We start from the raw sequence: 16,741 nt of genomic DNA, 5'->3' as shown, positions 1-16,741 counted from the left end.
CGCGCCTCAGAACGGGATTTCGTCGTCTTTCTCGGCTTTCGCCAAGACATCAGGCGGGACGAGGGCCTTCCATCGGGTGATGTCGGCGCTGGCCTTGCCGAGATCGCGCTCCAGCTCGCGGATGCGCTGCTGGGCAAGCGAAAGCTCTCTGCGCGCTTCATCACGATCCTGGTTCTGCCTGATCCGCTGCTCGCGCTCGTCGAGCAGGCGCTCCATGACGTTGTCGAAGGCATCTCGTCCGTCGATGTCGCTCATGGCTTGCTCCTCTTGCGATTAGGGAAGGGGCGGGTTGGCCACTGGCGCTTCCGCTTCGATGGTGGGGGTTCGTCGCCTCGCTTGATCGCGAGGATACGGCGCCTGAACGCCTCGCCGCCGGCGGGGTCTTTCTCGATCCGCTTGACCTTCGCGGCGCTGCCAACATCGCTGCCGGCGGTGGTCGCGCCGGCGCCGCGCGTCTTCAAGGCATGCTCGGCCTTACGCAGCGGGCGGAGATACCGAGGATCGTTCGGGTGCGGCGTCAGTTCGCCAGTCTCTGGATCGACGATGCGGAGCGCCAGAGCCGGCTGGTGGTCCCATTCAAGGCCGCCGGCGATCTCCTCATCCGAAAAACCGAGCAGCAGCAGGGTCGCATGCAGCTTCACGCCGACGGGGATGTGCTTGCGGTGGTCAGAGGCGCGCATCACCAACGGCCCTCCGCCTTGGCGCGCTGCTCAGCCTTGTAGTCCTCGACGTCGAGCCCGAACTCGCCGTAGATGCGGTCGAATGCCTTGGTGCAGAACGGCGGGAAATCGTCGTCGTCCATCTCGGCAATGGACTGCGGGAAGATCTGCATGGAACCATCCATGAGCCGGAAACTATCGACGTAGCCGAGCTCGCAGAGCAGGGCGTTTGAAAGGGCGCGCGAGTTTCCGAACTCGTCGCGGTTCTCTACGACCCAGCCAAGGAAGCCCCAGTACAGGCGGAGCATGTCGTTGCTCTTGGCTCGGTCGATCGTAGCGGTGACCTCGGCGCCCATCGGCAGGCCAGCATGAAACTCCGCGTCGATGGCGGCGACGGGCTCGTACCCGCCTCGCACCACGCGGAGGATCGTCACCGGCTTGCTGCTGGGGCGCTTGGCCATGGCTCAGCCCTGACCTTCGGCGGCGCGCAGTTCCTCCATGCGCGCCTTCCACAGCGAGCGGAGAGCCTGCCGGGTCTTGTCGTCGAGGACCTCGCGATGCTCGTCGTCCATGTACCAGCGGCGCTTCAGCGCCTCGGCGTCGGTCATGGTCTCGATGTACCCGCGGATGTGCGCCTCGATCTCGGCGGCATCCATCTTCTCAGGCTTCTTTTCGGCAGGCGGAAGCTTCGACGGCTGGTCGCCAGGGAAGTCATTCTCGTCTTGCTGCTGATCGCGAGCCGTTTCCTCCGGCTGATCCTGCTGCTCGCCAGCCTCTTCAGCGGCATCGGCAGCCTGGATGCGCGCCTTTGCCTGCTGGTAGCGATGGTTCGCGTCTTCCTGATCCGAGCGCTTCAGGCTGTTGTAGATCGCGAGGCCGCGTCCCTTTCCGCCGGTGTAGGCATCCAGCGCCTCGACGCTGTCGATCTGGTCGAACATGGCCTGCAGTTCGGCGAGGAGCGCCTGGCCGTCGTATGCGTCCTCCTGCTGGGCCTGCGCGGGCTCGTCCTTGGCCTTCGTCTGCTGGCGACCGCTCGTGACCTTGGTCTCGGCAGGCTTCGGCGGCTGGCGGACAGGCTTGGCCTCTTCCGCCTTCTGCTCGGAAGCCGACTCATTCTGATCGATCTCGCCGGTCTCGGGATCGTGCTCCGCCTCGTCCTGAGGGGCTTCGACATGCGCGATTTGGCGGGCGGCAGGCGGGGAAGGCGGCAGGCGGGCCGGTGTGACGGCGCGTACGGCAGCTTCGATAACGCCTTCGGCCTGATCTTCGAGGCGCAGCGCATCAGCGAGCTCGGGCGTCCGACCGCGCGACCCGCTCGATACCTTGACCGGCTCGGATGGTGGTGGCTCCGCCTCACGGCCCGCAGCAGCGGCCTGCTCTGCCTCGCGGCGCTGGCGATCTGCTTCTTCCTGCCGGATACGATCCTGCTCGATCTGGTACGGATTGATGACGCGCGATTTGATCGTCTTCGCGGCGGCCTCCAGCCCATCGCGCGTCGGGAAGAACTTGTTGTCGACCTCGCGGCCTCCATCGAGCCAAGGCTGTTTCTCGACCTTGTGAGCCGCGATGATCTTGCTCTTGGTCTCGGTCAGCGTCTTCGCGAGGTTCGACGCGATATCGGCATCTTCCTCGGTTTTCGCTGCACCGGATTTCACCAGATTGCGCGCGGATTCCAGATGGCCAGCGGCCTCGGCCAGGAGCGCTTCGACGCTCCCCTCGGGCGGCGCGTTGTCGCCCATGACGCCGCGCTGGTCCTTCTTGAGCGGCGTGCCGTCGGGCCAGACGCCCTTGTCGAGCGCGGCGATATAGGCCTCGTGCTCGACCGCGACCAGTTTCGGCCAGGTGCGAGCCATGAACTCCGACCATTCGGAGCCGCAATCCTTGTCGATGGGGTCGCCGCCATTGATCGAGGCGAGCCAGTAGCCATCGTCGTTCCAGGTCGCGACGGGCAGGGCGGTGCCGGCGATGCCGTTCGGCAGGCGCCAGAACCCGGCTGCGATGTCGCTGTCCGGTTTCGGCGAACCCTTCTTTTCAACCAAGGACTGCCACAAGGACCAGTCGTTCACGGCTTCGGTAACATCGCTCATGGCGGTTCTTTCGGTTCGGGCTAGGGGAGCGCCGCAACGCTCCCCGCTCTGTTCAAGGCGGTTCGCTGACCAGTCCCCTTGACTGGGGCGAGCCGGTGAGAGGGGGATCCGGGCCATTGCGGTGGCCCCCGTGAGGGCTGGCGACCGGTCGGGTTCAAAAGACCGGGGCTCGCCAGCGGAATGCTCGCCACAAGGGCGATGACCAGGATCGCCAGAGCGATCATCAGAACGTGTCGTCGTCGAGATCGACATCGAGCGGGTCGATCCGGTCGACCAGCCATGCGAAGGCGTAGGAGAGGGCTGCCGCGCCGGCGACGGCGAGCAGAACCCATCCGGCGTCGAAAACCTCGAAGAGAGGATCAGGCCGCATGGCGACCCTCTGAGATCGTCTCGCCGGAGACGCGGGCCAACCTGGCCTCGGCTGGGGGGATGGGGGCGATCAGCGCCGCATCTCCGGCAAGGGCGGAGCCGAGGGAGCGCGCCGCACAATTGCGGCTCCGAACTCCGGTCTGCGCGCCCGGTCGAACACGCGGCGCTCCCTCGGCAACTGAGAGGAGACGGCGAGCCTCAGCCCGAGCATCGTCTCCGAATTCGCTGATGCAGATCTCGGCGATCCGCTGCATGCGCCAGCGGTCCACGCACTCACCGATACGGTCAGGCTCGACCGCCGGATGCAGGACAAGACACTCGGCCATCATGCGAATGACCACGTCGTAGGCTTGTTGGTAGGGCGAGAGGGTCATGAGCGGACCCCGTCTAGGTCGATGTGCTCGCGCACCTCCGGCATGGCCTTGGTCGGCATCAGTGCGCCAACCCCCTCGCCAAAGATGAAGGGCATCGGGCTCATCACATCGACCGGCCGGCCAGCCTTGGCGCCCAGCCAGCGAAGGAGATGGAGATACCTGAGATTGAAGACCGACCCCTGGAACGAGGCCGTGGTGATCAGCATCACCAACACCGGAGAACCGGTATCCCACGGATCCGCAACGTCCTCCTGTGCGAACCGCAACGGCGGTAGATCAGGGATTGCCCGGTCACAGTTCCCGCCGAAAGTCAGTTTGCTCAGGATTTGCTCGGCCTCAGGAGCGTCAGCGTTCTCCTGCACATCGATGCGAGCAGGCACGCGGACCATGATCCGGCCATCAGTGGCGTAGGTGAATCTACCGCGCGTCCACGGCTGTTGGAGGTGAGGACGGTCTTCTTCGAGGCAGACGAAGTGCGAGAGGTCGATCATCACCGCATCTCCATCGCCGCATCACGCGCCTCGTCGGGATCAGGCTTGCGATCCTGGATCGCGAACCCGACGAGCTCGTTGTGGAAGTCCTCGCTGGCGCTCATCACGACCAGCATCCAAGCTGGGCATTCGTGGCGGCCACGACCGGCAGTCGCGTAGGCCGAAACGATCTCTGCGCAAGGCGGGCAGGGCGGATCGATACGGCCGCCCTTGTAGCCGGGGTCGAAGTCGAACGTGACCTCGACGGGGACGGTCGTGCCGGCCAGTTCCATCTCGGTGTCGTAGGTATGGCGGGTCACTGGCGGCCCTCCGCCAGATCGATGGCGGCGGCCAAGGCGACGCTTGCCTCGTCTTCCAGATTCTGCCACCGGGTATAACCGACGCGGCTGTTGAGAGCCTTGTGAGCGGCCATCTGCATTTTGGCTGCTGCCAGCAGAGCGTCCCGCTGCGCCTCAAGCTTCTCGATGACAGCGCCGCGCCGATCCATCTCGGCTGCGATCTCGTCGGGGCTGGCTGGTCGGGTGGTCTCTGTGACCGGCATTGGAAACCTCTGGATTCGTGCTAGCGTCAGCGCCGGGGAAAAGGGGTCTGACATGTCCGAGAACGAAGAACTGAGCGCCGAAGTCAGGCGCCTTGCTGATGCGGTTCAGCGCGAGGCTCGGGAGCGGAAGGCGCTTGAGGATCGGCTCCGGGCTGTTGAGCGCGCCTTGGAACAGATGCTGAAGGCGCAGCGGCCTCTTCGCGGATGACGAACCAGACAAAACCAAGCCACGACGTGTAGGCCACCGGGCCAGCCGCGAACGTGGAGATGTGGGCGGCGTAGGCTTCGGCGCGCCGGTAAAGGTCTTCATAGACCTCGCCAGCCACGCCCTCTCGCTTTTCGATCAACGCGACCAGCATGCCGAGGCGACGCGCCTCCGGAGACTGCTCGACCGCAGAACGGAGCAAAGGATCGCTGCGCAACTCCTGCTGCCCTGGGTAGCGGTCGGCGACATGCGCCTTGTTGTTTTCCGTGACCGGCATCTCGCTCTCCGTTCGGGAGGTGTGATGATGGCTTATAGAGATAAACATAATTCATGTCAACACGAGTTGTGTTGACTCTCAAAAATGTTTGCCCTACCTCTATGCCGTCGCCCCTCGCCGCGAGCGCTGGGTGAACACGAATCGTCGTCGGTACGACACACAGCGGGGCGATTCGTTGATGGCCTACCGTGGGGGCTCCCCAAGGCCGAGCCTGGTCCGAAAGATCCGAGGGCGGGGAGCGAGTGCACGAGAGCGCTCGAAAGTAGGGATCGAGGTGCGCCGCTCGCTTCGAGCGCATCGCCATTGAGAACCCCGGCTCCACGCCGTCCAGGTCTCATGGGTCGGGACAACCTTGCCTCAGCTCTTGGAGCGGGCAGGGGTGTCTCGTCCTATGCCAAATCCTCCCCCTCTCCATCCGTCCAGCACGGGCTCTTCAACAGGATCTCATCCCTATTCTGAACGGTAGAAGGGAGGTTGAGGTGAGCGACAGGCATCGCGCGAGTTTGATCTCACGCATGGGGGCGTTTGGGGTCAAAACCCGTCTCATCACGACAGATCAGGAAATGGTATCGGTCGCCAGCGCGATGTTTGGCGTCGAGGGAAAGACGATCGACGAGGTCTGGCAGGCGTCAATCGCTCTTGGCAAGAAAGAGCGCGGACGCCGGGCTCGATCATCGCGAGCGCGAGAACCGCTAGCCCGCTATTTCAGTCATGTAAACTGGCAGTCGTTCGCTTCGGAGAACGAGGTGCTCGATGCCGAACGTGAAGAGCGAATCATGATCGCGAAGGCACGATCGAGTGTCATGCGCTTGGCTCCGAACGACCCGAAGAGACTGGCCGTCGAGGACTTCTTGCGCCGACGGCATTGGGCGTCAGCCTAGCGAAGGATTCCATCGAACGTGGCGTGAACCGCGCCATTCGTTCCGATCAGGCAAGTGAAAGAGAAAGTCGCCTTCTGCGCCGCGGCCATGACATCGAGATCTACAGCCATCGATTCCGAGATTGCTGAAGCGAGCGCAACCGCAGGATCAGGCAGGCTGTAGGAGGTCGGCATGCCAGACGATGCTGCCGTAAGTTTGTCGGCCGCGCCAAGCTTGGCGGCTACCGATTTCAGATCGCCCGAAGCCGCGAGCTTCGCGACGGTCTGGACCTTGTCGATCCTCTTGGCTGAGCTGGCTGCGATACGGGCATCCGGAAGCGACGGCAGGCGTCGCGCTGACTCGAAGATGCAAATCTTCTGGTTGATCGATTGAGCCAAAGCCGGGACCGCGAGCAACGGCAGGGCGACAAGAGCGAGCGTCAGGCAGCGCATGCTTCGATCCTCGACCACGCCTGCTCCTCGCTGGTGAGTGCTCGCGTCCCGATAGCGACAGTCGAGCGGTTTTCGCCGGTCTTCTTCACCGTCACTTCGATCTGGCGGACGGTGAGGACGCCCATCGGCCCATTCGTCGTCACCTCCATGAAAATGCGGATGGTTTCCGTGCCGCGGAGATCAACCAGACGAATCTGGTTAGGCCAGATGCGATCCATCGCGTCGAAAGCGCACGCGCCGAACTTCGCGTAGTCGACGCCGACCGTCTTCACGAGACTAGGAGCGCCTTCCGGCACCGTCGAGCATCCCGCAAGAACCAAAGTGCCGAGAAACGCCGCGCCCCGAAGCATTATCATCTCCCATGCCGAAGCGGCTTCACCCTCTTGCGCACCAGATCGGCGCGGATAACGTGCGCGACTCTGGAGGCCCATACAACCTCAGCATCTCTGATCGGCCGCGCGTTGTGGCTAATCAGATCGTATAGGCCTGGCTTCGACCCCTCCTCGACGATCTTCAGATAGCGTGCATCGTCGCGGGTCCTGACAGCCGCTTCTCGGGAGACGATATTGTCGATCTCCACGCCTCGCGCTGAGACGATCACGATATCGCCGTCGTCATACCTCGGGACCATGCTCTCGCCCATCACCTCGTAGGCGATCGGGTCATCGATCAGCAGACCGGACACGCGGATTTCATAGAGTGGATCATCGACGCCAATTTGCTCGGTCGAGGTATCGATCGAACCGCCGGCACCAATGCGTCCGATGACCTTGACGGTTTGCTCCTCGGCCTGCCTCCCGCGCCCTGTCAGCAGCCATGCGTCATCCACATCGAAGGCGGAGGCGTACTTCTCGGCCTCTTCAGGGCTGAAGTTATTCTGCCCGTTCTCGTGCGCGCCATAGGTCGAGGTCGGCCATCCGAATGCAATCGCGGCCTTTCGGGCTGAATCATAGCCCGCGTTCACTCTTGCCAGTTTCAGGCGGTCGCCCATGGTTTCGTTATCTGTAGCCATAGGCAGACGCTCACACATCGTGTGAACAGAAATCATGTTGACGACATGAACACGATTCGTGTAAATGACGTCCATGGATACCGTCTCGGACATCTTTGATGCGCTCGGTGGCCCCGCCGCGCTCGCTCGAGCCCTAGGGGTGAACCCTTCGACCGCTTCCGAAATGAAGCGCCGCGGTGCGATCCCTAGCGAATATTGGGTGCAACTCGTCGAGCACGCCCGGGCCATTGATCGCAGCGACATCGATTACGAGGCGGTCGCCCGCATTCATGCGAAGGCGAAAGGGCGCCTTCCTGCCCCCCTTGCCGAGGCCTACTGACATGGCGAGCGAACTCACCATCGGCCAGCAGATGGTCGCGCGTCGCGGCAAAGAACGCCCCGGCATCGTGTTTTTCATCCAGGAGTCGATGACGATCTGCCAGCGTCACGCGCCTGACGTACTTGAGGGCCTCGGCGCGGCGCGAATGGCCGACGCCGATGTGCCGGGGGCAGGGCTGCCGGCCAGCGATGCAATTATCGCTAATACGGTAGACCGTCGTCTTCATCTACGCCCGCGTGACGTCGCAGCCGCCGAAGCATTGCTGAGGTACGAGCTTTGAGCCCGTCTTCTGCCATCTCAGCGCGGCTGATGACCGTTTCGACCTCTTCGATGGTCATCACGTCCTTGTCGATTAGCCGCGCCGCGAGCGCTTCCCATAGATGCAGCGCCAATTCGGCTTTGTCTCCCGCCATCTCCATCCCCCTGATCGTTCCCGCGATCCGAGATTGGAGCGGCGTCTTCATTGAGTCGAGGCCCTGACCGTCATGGTGGCCCTCGCGCTTTCTTCTTCATCGCCATCGTCTCCTCTGAATTCCGGTGGGGCGCGAGCTGCAACTCGCCATCCCCGGAAGGCTGATCCCGCGTGCACTCCGAAGCGCTCAGCAGTTCCGTCCTCTCTCTGTGACCCCGTTGTCGCAGAGGAGCGTTTTCAGGTGCGCGAAAAGTTTTTGCAGCCGGTGCAAAAACCGCCGGTCGATCAGGCTGCGGACTGGGCGAACGAAATGGTTCTGCGCGAGACGCGCGGTCCCGGTGATCTGCCTAACGCCATGGAGCGCCTAGAGCGCCGCCATGACCTCCCCGCAAAGACGCTTTGGAGCCTGCGGTATCGCCGGCCCAAGGACATCTTCGCCTCCCTCTATTTCAAGCTCGGGCAGGCCTATCAGGCCGAGTGCGAGCGCCAGATGCGGCGGCTTTCCCATGAACTTGAAATCACCAGGGCCATCGCCGGCTCTGCACATCCTGCTGTGGCATCGGCTGAAGCTCTGGTGGGCGCGGGTCACGAGTAGGAGCGCTCCATGAGCGAGACAAGCCCTTGGCAGGAAGAAGCCCGTCGCCTGATCGACAGCGGGATGCCGGTAATCGAGGCGGCGCGAGCCGTCGGTCAATCCGAATACACGGTTCGCTACGTCCTCGATATCAACGGCAGGCGAGCCAAGGTCGATGCGTGGAAGGCTGCGAAGCGCGTTCGTAACGCCAAGCGAACCGAGTCAAAGACTTCGGTTCGCGCCTATGCGGAGCCTGCTGCGAACCGGCCGCTGACGCTCCCGAGGATCAGCATGCAGGCGCTGCCCGACGAGGACAAGCGCGAGATCAGGATCGCGCCTCGGACGCGCGTTGCTCAGTCCTCAGGCGGAGCAGATCGCATCCGCGAAATCCATCGCCGGATGATCCGCGAGGGCCGCATCCGCGAGCCCGGCCTTCCCGACCAAATCCACTGAACCGAAACCCATAGGAGCCGCACATGGCCCGACCACGCATGTCGCCTGAAGCCAAAACTGCCAAGAAGGAACGCGCCGCTGCCGACAAGGCCGCCGTGCTCGCGCAGAACGCCCTGGCGAAGCTGCCCGCCGAGAAAGAGAAGCGCGACGAGCTCTGGCAGGAACTCGAAGCCCTGAAGAGCGAGGCATCCGGCGTGTCCGGTTCGATCTCCGCTCAGAAGAAGCGGATGACCGAGGTCTTCGGCATCACCAAGGCTGCGATGCAGATCCGCTCGATCCTGAATAAGTGCCGCGCGGGCGAATACGAGGCGACGGTCGAGCAGGTCCAGCTTTTCATGCAGGACACCAATCGCCCCATCCAACTTTCGATGAAGCTCGAGCCGGGAAAGGGCGTTGCCAGCGACGAAGGCTCCGTCTTCGACAAGACGAACGCCGGAGAGCATGTCGAGGCCGAGCGCGGCGATGATCCGGGCCGGGCTCGCAAGCGCACCGCCGCGCCGCCGGCGCCTCCCGCGGCCGCCACGCCGAACGTCGGCGTCGAAGGTCTCGCTGCTGGCATCAAGCCGCTCGACGAGAAGAAGTCCGCTCGCAAGGGGCCGCCGGCGCCCACCTCCGCCAAGCCTGCCGGGGACTTCGAAGACGGCAAGGATGTCCGGCCGCGCCATCTGCAAGAGGCCGAAGCCGAACGCGCCAAGGAGGAAGCGGAGCGCAAGGCCGCCGAGACCGAAGCCGCGATGAAGGACATGACGCCGAGCCAGAAGCGCGCCTATGCGAAGAAGATCGCGGAGGAGGCGTTTACGAAGCGCGGCGACTCCGGCCTCGGCTCCGGCGGCTTCCACTGAGGCGCGACCGTCGTGACCGCGACCATGATCCTCGCGATTGATGGGGCGACCGCCTCGGGATGGGCGCTTGGTAAGCCGGGCACCACTCCGCGCGTCGGCCTTCAGCGCCTCAAGAAGCCGAGCGAGGACACATGGCTCGTGGCCGACGGCGCGGCGCGTTTCGTCCGCGACATTTGCTTCATGGACGACACGCGCCCCGATCTGATCGCGATCGAAGCCCTCATGCCGAATTTCAACAGCGGCGACGATCGAGAGCGTCATATCCAGCGCAGCGCGGCGTCGATGCTGGTCCCGCCGCTTATCATGGGCGCGGTTCGTGGAATCGCAGCCTGCTACGGCATCCAGGTCGTGCAGGTCTATCCCGCGACTTGGCGCAAGCACTACCTCGGCAGGTCGAATTTCGGCAGCCGAGACGAGACCAAGCGCCAGACGATCGCGCGCGGCGTGATGCTCGGCTACCTCCCCGCCGGCTGCAAGGACGACAATATGGCCGATGCGGCGGGCATCTTCTCATGGGCTGAGTGCGTCTACGGGCGCACCGTCCAGCCCCTGCATCTCTTCGACGAAGGGCGCCTCCGCCATGGCTAGAGGTCCGACCTTCGACACCTACGATCCGGCGAAGATCGACGCGATGCGCGAGGCTCAGAGGCCCGCCGCGCGCGGCGACCACAAGACGGCTCCCGGCCCGCAAGTCGAGCCGTGCTGCGAATGCGGCGACGTCATCGGCCCGTGGTGGGGCGAGAACGGAGAGACGTTCTGTCGGCGCCACGCTCCCCACCATCTCAAGCACCCAGGAGCCGCGCCCGATGCGCCCTGACGACTTTTCCATGGCGATGCGCAGCGATCTCGTCCTCATCCTGAAGGGCTTGGTCGGCATGGCGGCAAACGCCACCGATCTCATCGCGCGGATCGAGGCGACGCTCCCCGGTGCCGTCACAGAATTACCCCAGCCCGCTTCCTTTCCGGCAGTCCAGAGCGAAGGAGCCGGTGAACAAGGCGAGGATCAGTGTGCGCAAAAATCGGATGCGCCTAGGAACGCTTCCGAGGCTGGGGCCGCGCAAGCGGACATCGTAGGCGCAGATCCTCGCAATTCGTCACGGGAGGCGGGGGAGGTTGCTTCGGCGCCTCTTCCCGCTGACCGGACGCCGGATTCCAATCAGCCAGCCGACGTTGCTCCTCCCAGCGTCGTCTTGGCTGAGCCTCCTGCGGCGCCATCCCCCCAGCCCAGCGCGCCGCAGGAGGCGCCAAAACCCATCCTGATCACCAAGGGTCAGGCGAAGAGGCCATCGTCGAAGCCTCTTGATCCTCGGCCAGGTCGCGCCGTTGGCGTTGTCAGGACGCACGAAGGCTCAGTCGTTTCGGTCGATGTCATCAACAGCGTCGTCATCTGCCCGAAAGGCGATTGGGGAACGTCTCGCCCGGTCGTCGCGATCATGGAGCGCATGCGGAACGGCGAGACCTTCGGCGACAACGTCCTCGCCGAGATCGGCAGCATGGGCGAGGAGTCATTCCGCGAGAGCCGCAGACGCTGGGCCGAGGAACTCGCCAGACTCGGCGTCACCTTCATCCATACCAAGGGCGTCGGCTGCCGGATCGAGGTGGCGAAATGAGCGCGCCCCGCATCCCCTGCTGCGTCCCGTTTTGCACGGGCTCTCGCGGCGACCGGAAGAACGATCCGATCCGCTTAGGCATGGAGTGGATATGCTCCAAGCACTGGCGGCTCGTCAGCCCGAAGACGAAGCGGCTCCGCTCCGCTGCCCGCCGCCGGTTCAAAGCCCAGCCCGACGTTGCTCGCCGAGCCGACTGGCGCATCTGGTCCCGCTGCAAGCGCGAGGCCATCGAACGCGCCATGGGGGTGTCATGAGCGCTCAGTTCGAACTCACCTCGCCGAAGGCGCCGCGCGCCCGTGTCCGCCGCGGCGGCTGGTCCTGGGGGCCGGTCGAGGGCGCGAAGCTACGCGTGCTGTCGCTCGGCGCGGGCGTGCAGTCGACGACGCTGGCGCTCATGGCGGCTCATGGCGAGATCGGCCCGATGCCAGATCATGCGATCTTCGCCGACACCGGTGCCGAGCCGGCGGCCGTCTATGAGCAGGTCAAATGGCTGGCGAGCGGGAATGTCCTGCCGTTCCCGGTTCACGGCGTCAGCGCTGGCAGCCTGCAGGCTGATGTTGAGGGGGCTGCCGCCGGCATCGGCGGGATCTGGTCCCGGCCGCCGTTCTTCGTGAAATCGGCGAAAAACCGCCTCGGTCAGGTCAACCGCCAGTGCACGCAGGACTACAAGATCGAGCCGATCCGGAAGGAGCATCGCAGGCTTCTTGGGTTCAAGCCACGGCAGCGCATCCCCGATGCGCAGGTCGAGGTCTGGATCGGCATCAGCACGGACGAGACGGTGCGCGCCGGTGCGTCATATGAGAATTGGTCGGTCAACCGCTTCCCTTTGCTCGAAAGGGGTATGTCGCGAAAGGACTGTGAAGCCTGGCTGATCCGCAACGGCTATCCAGTCCCTATCAAGAGCGCCTGCACGTTCTGCCCGTACCGGACAGACGCGGAATGGCGCTGGATGCGCGACAACGATCCGGCCTCATGGGCGGTCGCTGTCGAGATCGACCGGCGCATCCGGACCATGCACGAGCACGGCAAGATTCGCGGCGAGCTCTTCATCCATCGCAGCGGGGTTCCGCTCGATCAGGTCGACCTGTCGACCGCCGAAGAGCGGGGTCAGGGCATGCTCATGGTCTGCGAAGCGGGGTGCGGGCTGTGACGCTCCTTTTACTTGACGCCAACGGCCTCGCGCACAGGGCCTTTCACTCCACAGCCTCGAACAGGTCGTATCGCGAGGACGGCTTCCCGACTTTCGCCATCGGTCGGTTCCTCGATCTGGTCTACAAGGCGTTGATTGATGTCGGCCGGCCGCAGTGCGCGACGCATGCCGCGGCGATCTTCGACCCTCGCGGCAAGAACTGGCGGCATGATCTCGCCCCAGATTACAAGTCTGGCCGCAGCCACGATCCCGACCTTCGTCCGCAGCTTCGCCTCTGCCGCGAACTGGTGAAGGGGCTCGGCATCGCCTCGGTCCAGATGGTCGGCTACGAAGCCGACGACCTGATCGCCACATACGCGCGCCATGCCGAAGAGGCTGGGATGGGCGCCGTCATCTGCTCGATTGACAAGGACCTGTTGCAGCTTCTGCGCCCCGCCGTCGCCGTCTACAACCCGATGAAGCGCTCCATGGTGAGCGAGGATGATGTTCTGAATCGCTTCGGCGTGATGCCGCCGGCGATCCCATGCTTCCAGGCTCTCGTTGGCGATACGACTGACGGATATGCCGGTATCCCTGGTGTGGGCCCCAAGGCCGCCGCAGAGCTTCTCGTCGAGTACGGCGACCTCGAGACGTTGATCGCGAATGCCGCGTCGATCACCAAGCCGGCCCTCCGCGCCAAGATCATCGCTGGCGCCGATCAGGCCCGTCTCTGCCGCCGTCTTGCTGTGCTCGACGACGCGGTGCCAGTCCGCCGCGATCTCGACGATCTGGAACTGCGCGGCGCCGATCCAGACCTCCTCATCGGCGGCTTGAAAGCCCTCGGCCTGATCCACTGGCCCGGCGTCTTCGCTGAGCGCTTGCAGGTCGATCCGCGCTCCATCCCGCCGCATCCCGGCATAACCGAACTCTCCGATGAGATCATGGAGATGGTATCAGCATGAGACAGCGCCTCATCCCTTATGCAGGCGCAGAGCGCCCGCATATCGAACCGCTCCGCAAGGTTCTGTCCGAAGGCTACTACGCGCAGGTCCTCTCGCTCTGGAAGCGAGGCAGGGACACCCGGTCTATCGCGACCGCTCTGCATTGCACTGAAGCCGCTGCAGCGAACGCTCTGGCTCGTGCTCGGGACATCGTCCATGAGAACATCGCGAGGCGCGCATGAACCGACGCCTCGCCAAGAAGCGCTACGCGGAAGATCGCTTCCTGCCGCGCGAAGAGCAGATCGCGCGATCCCTTTGCGAAAAGCTGAATGACAGCGGCTGCACCTGCCGCAAGTTCCACGCGCCCGGCACCTGCGCTCGTATGGTCTTCGTCGCCAAGCATGCCATCCGGCTCGTTCAGGAGACCGCGGCATGACCGACGTCATCGACAACCGCCGCGCCCGCGCTTCACACATCTGGGACCGCGACGAGCACGAGCACTACGTGGAAAGCGCCTGGGTAGGGCGCCGCCTCTTTCAGGTCGAACGCTTCGAGGGAGAGGTCTGTGATCCCTGCTGCGGCTTTGGCAACATGATGGAAGGCGCGCGGGCGGCCGGGCTGGAGATCTGTCCTTTCGATATCGTCGATCGGGGGTACGAGCATCAGATCGGCACCAGGGACTTCCTTGCGAGTCGCGGACAATTCGCCAATTTCGCGACGAACCCACCATTCGACCGGATCCAGGAGTTCACCGAGCACGCCGTTCGGCTCGCTGAGCGCAAGGTGGCCGTCGTCTTCCCGACCCGTCGGCTGAATGCGGCCGGTGCATGGCTGCAGCTGCTCCCGCTCGCCCGCGTCTATTTCCTGACGCCGAGGCCCAGCATGCCGCCCGGGCACATCTATCGCGAGACGATCGCCAAGGGGCGCGAGCCCTCGGGCGACACCAAGGACTACGCGATCGCCGTCTTCATCAAGAACTTCGAAGGCGAACCGGTGATGCGTTGGCTCCATCGCGACGGTGGGGCAGCCTGATGGGCGCAGTCATGAAGATGGATGGCACACCGCTCGACCAGCGCAAGCTGCCTCACAACATCGACGCCGAGCAAATGCTGCTTGGCGCCTTCCTGAAGGAAAACGACTGGTTCGCCAAGGCCGGCCAGCATCTCAAGCCAGAGGATTTCTACGACCCGGTCCACTCGACGATCTTCGACCTGATGTCGGGGCTGATCGAGGCAGGCCATGCAGTCTCGCCGATCTCCATGAAGCCCTATGTCGATGAGATTAAGATCGGGGACTTGGGCGGCTTTGAATACCTGATGAGGCTGTTCGATGCCGCGCCGAAGGGCAGCAGCGCGCTCGCCAACGCTATGGAGTGCGCCAAGATCGTCAAGGACGCTGCGATCCAGCGTTCGATCTACGTCATCTTTGAGGAAGAGATGGCGGACATCCTCTCCGGCAAGCCTGTGGCGGCGACGAAGCGTCTGGACCGGGTCGAGACGCTGATCAACGACCTTCGACCACCGCTGACCTCGCAGAGCGGGTTCGAGCGGTTCGACAAGGCCGCGGCGCGCGCGGTGGACATCGCCGCTAGAGCGTATTCGCGGGGAGGTGTGCTGGCTGGCCTCTCTACGGGCATCCAGCGGCTCGACGCCGTTCTGGGCGGCTTACATCGGGGCGACCTGGTCATAGTCGCCGGCGCCACATCGATGGGTAAGACGGCCCTCGGATTGAATATCGCTTACGCAGTTTCACAAGGGCTGCTCGAGCGCCAGCAGAACGGCGAGAAGACAGGCGTCGTCGCGATCAACTCGCTCGAGATGCCGGGCGACCAGATCGCGCAGCGCATCCTAGCCGAGCATACCCGCATCCCCGGTTGGCGTCTCAGGCAAGGCAGGGTCAGCGAGAACGAATTCGGCGCATTCTCTGATGCCGCGTCGTCGCTTCGCTCGCTGCCTATCGAGATCGACGCAACCGGGTCGCTGACAATCGCACAGCTCATGATGCGGGTGAGGGCGCTTAATAAGAGCCGCGGCGTAGAGCTGCTGGTGGTCGACTACCTCCAGCTTCTGAAAGGCTTGGAGCGCCGCCGCGACAGCAAGCGCCATGAGGAGGTCGCGGAGATCACCGGCGGCTTGAAGGCGCTGGCGAAGGAGATCGACGCGCCAATCATCGCGCTCTCGCAGATATCGCGCGACATCGACAAGCGCGACGACAAGCGGCCCAAGCTCTCGGACCTGCGCGAGTCCGGCTCGATTGAGATGGACGCCGACGTGGTGATGTTCGTCTATCGCGAGGAATATTACCTCAAGCGCTCCGAGCCAAAGCCAGGAACTGAGGCGCATGTAGAATGGGACGCAGCCATGGAGCGCGCCCATGGCCGAGCGGACATCATCCTCGGAAAGAATCGGCACGGTCCGGTTGAGACCATTCCAGTCGGGTTCGATGCACTGCTCACTCGCTTCAATGATGATTTGCCGGACGATACTCCACCACCATCTCGCGAGAAGCGCGAGCGCCAGAAGAAGCTCACGCTGATCAAGGAAGCCACGGTCGCGCTCGGCATCCTGAAGACGCTGACGATCACGAGCTCGATTGAGAATGACGGCCATGTCGACAAGGCCAGGAAAGGCACCAAGCTCGTGCCGTACCTGCTTTGGCGCGAGAAATGTGCCGAGGAGCTGCTCGATACCGACAGAGGCGAGAGCGCCGCCGCCAGCCTCATGGAGAAGGTGGTCAAGGATCTGCGCGCGCCGGCAAGCGGGCACCCATCGCTGATCGGTCGCGGCGGATCGAAGGAAGAGCCCTTTGTCTGGGCCATCTCGGAGAAAGACTGATGATCCAGGCAGAAACTAAAGCCGATCCGGCTCCGATCCCGCATCGCTTCTGGGCCGTGGCCGATGAACACAGGCGAGGCTTCGTCGGCATGTACTCAGCGCCCGGCGCTGGCTCATGCCATGTCCGCGACAAGGACGGGTTGATCCGGTTCTTCGCCAGCGAGGAACGCGCGCTGCTCGCCGCCAGCCGTGCCATGTGCGCTGCGCTCGATGCTGGCCGCGCTGATCGGTCGTCGCTCCATAGGGTGTTCAGGACCATGGGCCAGGGCCGCAACCGCCGTGCTGTGGAGGTCGCCTGAG

At 64.0% G+C, this 16,741-nt stretch carries 28 protein-coding genes; 15 read left to right on the top strand and 13 right to left on the bottom strand.

Going from position 1 to position 16,741, the window contains the following annotated elements; all coding sequences use genetic code 11:
- Positions 1–6 precede the first annotated feature (6 nt).
- The 10 genes from ACWH43_RS15630 to ACWH43_RS15585 form a co-directional block, all read right to left on the bottom strand.
- On the bottom strand, positions 7–255 hold the full coding sequence (locus tag ACWH43_RS15630; RefSeq protein WP_260348002.1) for a hypothetical protein: 249 nt from the start codon (positions 253–255) through the stop codon (positions 7–9).
- Positions 252–680 (bottom strand): hypothetical protein, encoded by a 429-nt coding sequence (locus ACWH43_RS15625; protein ID WP_260348001.1) that lies wholly within the window; start codon positions 678–680, stop codon positions 252–254. Before ACWH43_RS15625 ends, ACWH43_RS15630 begins: the two co-directional genes overlap by 4 nt.
- Positions 680–1,120, bottom strand: a complete 441-nt coding sequence (locus ACWH43_RS15620) for a hypothetical protein (RefSeq protein ID WP_260348000.1) — start codon at positions 1,118–1,120, stop codon at positions 680–682. Before ACWH43_RS15620 ends, ACWH43_RS15625 begins: the two co-directional genes overlap by 1 nt.
- A gap of 3 nt (positions 1,121–1,123) precedes the next feature.
- Positions 1,124–2,746 carry a hypothetical protein gene (locus ACWH43_RS15615; protein ID WP_260347999.1) on the bottom strand — a complete coding sequence of 541 codons (1,623 nt, stop codon included), beginning with the start codon at positions 2,744–2,746 and terminating at the stop codon, positions 1,124–1,126.
- A gap of 223 nt (positions 2,747–2,969) precedes the next feature.
- A complete protein-coding gene (locus tag ACWH43_RS15610; RefSeq protein WP_260347998.1) occupies positions 2,970–3,116 on the bottom strand; it encodes a hypothetical protein in 147 nt (48 codons plus the stop codon).
- Entirely contained in the window at positions 3,106–3,489 is a 384-nt protein-coding gene (locus tag ACWH43_RS15605; protein ID WP_260347997.1) for a hypothetical protein, read from the bottom strand. Before ACWH43_RS15605 ends, ACWH43_RS15610 begins: the two co-directional genes overlap by 11 nt.
- Positions 3,486–3,980 (bottom strand): hypothetical protein, encoded by a 495-nt coding sequence (locus ACWH43_RS15600; protein WP_448153540.1) that lies wholly within the window; start codon positions 3,978–3,980, stop codon positions 3,486–3,488. The genes ACWH43_RS15605 and ACWH43_RS15600 overlap by 4 nt, the downstream gene beginning before the upstream one ends.
- Positions 3,980–4,279: a hypothetical protein gene (locus tag ACWH43_RS15595; protein WP_260347995.1), complete on the bottom strand. Its 300-nt coding sequence runs from the start codon at positions 4,277–4,279 to the stop codon at positions 3,980–3,982. Before ACWH43_RS15595 ends, ACWH43_RS15600 begins: the two co-directional genes overlap by 1 nt.
- Entirely contained in the window at positions 4,276–4,521 is a 246-nt protein-coding gene (locus ACWH43_RS15590; RefSeq protein WP_260347994.1) for a hypothetical protein, read from the bottom strand. Before ACWH43_RS15590 ends, ACWH43_RS15595 begins: the two co-directional genes overlap by 4 nt.
- Before the next feature lie 83 nt (positions 4,522–4,604).
- Positions 4,605–5,003: a hypothetical protein gene (locus ACWH43_RS15585; RefSeq protein ID WP_260347993.1), complete on the bottom strand. Its 399-nt coding sequence runs from the start codon at positions 5,001–5,003 to the stop codon at positions 4,605–4,607.
- 479 nt (positions 5,004–5,482) lie between these two features.
- On the opposite strand from ACWH43_RS15585, the gene ACWH43_RS15580 reads away from it, so the two are divergent.
- Positions 5,483–5,884 (top strand): hypothetical protein, encoded by a 402-nt coding sequence (locus ACWH43_RS15580; RefSeq protein ID WP_260347992.1) that lies wholly within the window; start codon positions 5,483–5,485, stop codon positions 5,882–5,884.
- On the opposite strand, the gene ACWH43_RS15575 is transcribed toward ACWH43_RS15580, so the two are convergent.
- Genes ACWH43_RS15575 through ACWH43_RS15565 form a run of 3 tightly spaced genes read right to left on the bottom strand, consistent with a single transcriptional unit; the run spans position 5,881 to position 7,402 of the window.
- Complete coding sequence (locus ACWH43_RS15575) at positions 5,881–6,315, bottom strand: hypothetical protein (protein WP_260347991.1); 435 nt, start codon at positions 6,313–6,315, stop codon at positions 5,881–5,883. The two genes, ACWH43_RS15580 and ACWH43_RS15575, sit on opposite strands and share 4 nt — an antisense overlap.
- Positions 6,303–6,665 (bottom strand): hypothetical protein, encoded by a 363-nt coding sequence (locus tag ACWH43_RS15570; RefSeq protein ID WP_260347990.1) that lies wholly within the window; start codon positions 6,663–6,665, stop codon positions 6,303–6,305. Before ACWH43_RS15570 ends, ACWH43_RS15575 begins: the two co-directional genes overlap by 13 nt.
- A gap of 2 nt (positions 6,666–6,667) precedes the next feature.
- A complete protein-coding gene (locus ACWH43_RS15565) occupies positions 6,668–7,402 on the bottom strand; it encodes an XRE family transcriptional regulator (protein ID WP_260347989.1) in 735 nt (244 codons plus the stop codon).
- On the opposite strand from ACWH43_RS15565, the gene ACWH43_RS15560 reads away from it, so the two are divergent.
- From ACWH43_RS15560 to ACWH43_RS15495, 14 genes are all read left to right on the top strand, one after another.
- Positions 7,401–7,646: a helix-turn-helix domain-containing protein gene (locus tag ACWH43_RS15560; RefSeq protein WP_260347988.1), complete on the top strand. Its 246-nt coding sequence runs from the start codon at positions 7,401–7,403 to the stop codon at positions 7,644–7,646. The two genes, ACWH43_RS15565 and ACWH43_RS15560, sit on opposite strands and share 2 nt — an antisense overlap.
- A gap of 1 nt (position 7,647) precedes the next feature.
- Entirely contained in the window at positions 7,648–7,926 is a 279-nt protein-coding gene (locus tag ACWH43_RS15555) for a hypothetical protein (protein ID WP_260347987.1), read from the top strand.
- A gap of 373 nt (positions 7,927–8,299) precedes the next feature.
- Positions 8,300–8,653: a hypothetical protein gene (locus tag ACWH43_RS15550; protein ID WP_260347986.1), complete on the top strand. Its 354-nt coding sequence runs from the start codon at positions 8,300–8,302 to the stop codon at positions 8,651–8,653.
- A gap of 9 nt (positions 8,654–8,662) precedes the next feature.
- Entirely contained in the window at positions 8,663–9,085 is a 423-nt protein-coding gene (locus tag ACWH43_RS15545; RefSeq protein WP_260347985.1) for a hypothetical protein, read from the top strand.
- 23 nt (positions 9,086–9,108) lie between these two features.
- Positions 9,109–9,927: a hypothetical protein gene (locus tag ACWH43_RS15540; protein WP_260347984.1), complete on the top strand. Its 819-nt coding sequence runs from the start codon at positions 9,109–9,111 to the stop codon at positions 9,925–9,927.
- Between the two features lie 12 nt (positions 9,928–9,939).
- A complete protein-coding gene (locus ACWH43_RS15535) occupies positions 9,940–10,515 on the top strand; it encodes a hypothetical protein (RefSeq protein WP_260347983.1) in 576 nt (191 codons plus the stop codon).
- Positions 10,508–10,744, top strand: a complete 237-nt coding sequence (locus ACWH43_RS15530) for a hypothetical protein (RefSeq protein WP_260347982.1) — start codon at positions 10,508–10,510, stop codon at positions 10,742–10,744. The genes ACWH43_RS15535 and ACWH43_RS15530 overlap by 8 nt, the downstream gene beginning before the upstream one ends.
- Positions 10,734–11,537 carry a hypothetical protein gene (locus ACWH43_RS15525; RefSeq protein ID WP_260347981.1) on the top strand — a complete coding sequence of 268 codons (804 nt, stop codon included), beginning with the start codon at positions 10,734–10,736 and terminating at the stop codon, positions 11,535–11,537. Before ACWH43_RS15530 ends, ACWH43_RS15525 begins: the two co-directional genes overlap by 11 nt.
- Positions 11,538–11,787: 250 nt before the next feature.
- Complete coding sequence (locus ACWH43_RS15520) at positions 11,788–12,687, top strand: hypothetical protein (protein WP_260347980.1); 900 nt, start codon at positions 11,788–11,790, stop codon at positions 12,685–12,687.
- Positions 12,684–13,628, top strand: a complete 945-nt coding sequence (locus tag ACWH43_RS15515) for a 5'-3' exonuclease (RefSeq protein WP_260347979.1) — start codon at positions 12,684–12,686, stop codon at positions 13,626–13,628. The genes ACWH43_RS15520 and ACWH43_RS15515 overlap by 4 nt, the downstream gene beginning before the upstream one ends.
- A gap of 217 nt (positions 13,629–13,845) precedes the next feature.
- Complete coding sequence (locus ACWH43_RS15510) at positions 13,846–14,043, top strand: hypothetical protein (protein ID WP_260347978.1); 198 nt, start codon at positions 13,846–13,848, stop codon at positions 14,041–14,043.
- Positions 14,040–14,639 carry a gamma-glutamylcyclotransferase gene (locus ACWH43_RS15505; RefSeq protein WP_260347977.1) on the top strand — a complete coding sequence of 200 codons (600 nt, stop codon included), beginning with the start codon at positions 14,040–14,042 and terminating at the stop codon, positions 14,637–14,639. Before ACWH43_RS15510 ends, ACWH43_RS15505 begins: the two co-directional genes overlap by 4 nt.
- Entirely contained in the window at positions 14,639–16,441 is a 1,803-nt protein-coding gene (gene dnaB, locus ACWH43_RS15500; RefSeq protein ID WP_260347976.1) for a replicative DNA helicase, read from the top strand. The genes ACWH43_RS15505 and dnaB overlap by 1 nt, the downstream gene beginning before the upstream one ends.
- Entirely contained in the window at positions 16,441–16,740 is a 300-nt protein-coding gene (locus ACWH43_RS15495; protein WP_260347975.1) for a hypothetical protein, read from the top strand. The genes dnaB and ACWH43_RS15495 overlap by 1 nt, the downstream gene beginning before the upstream one ends.
- Position 16,741 lies beyond the last annotated feature (1 nt).

This window comes from Allobosea minatitlanensis, assembly GCF_964020775.1.
Note: the sequence above shows the minus strand (reverse complement) of the source record. Positions and strands in the feature narration are given on the sequence as shown.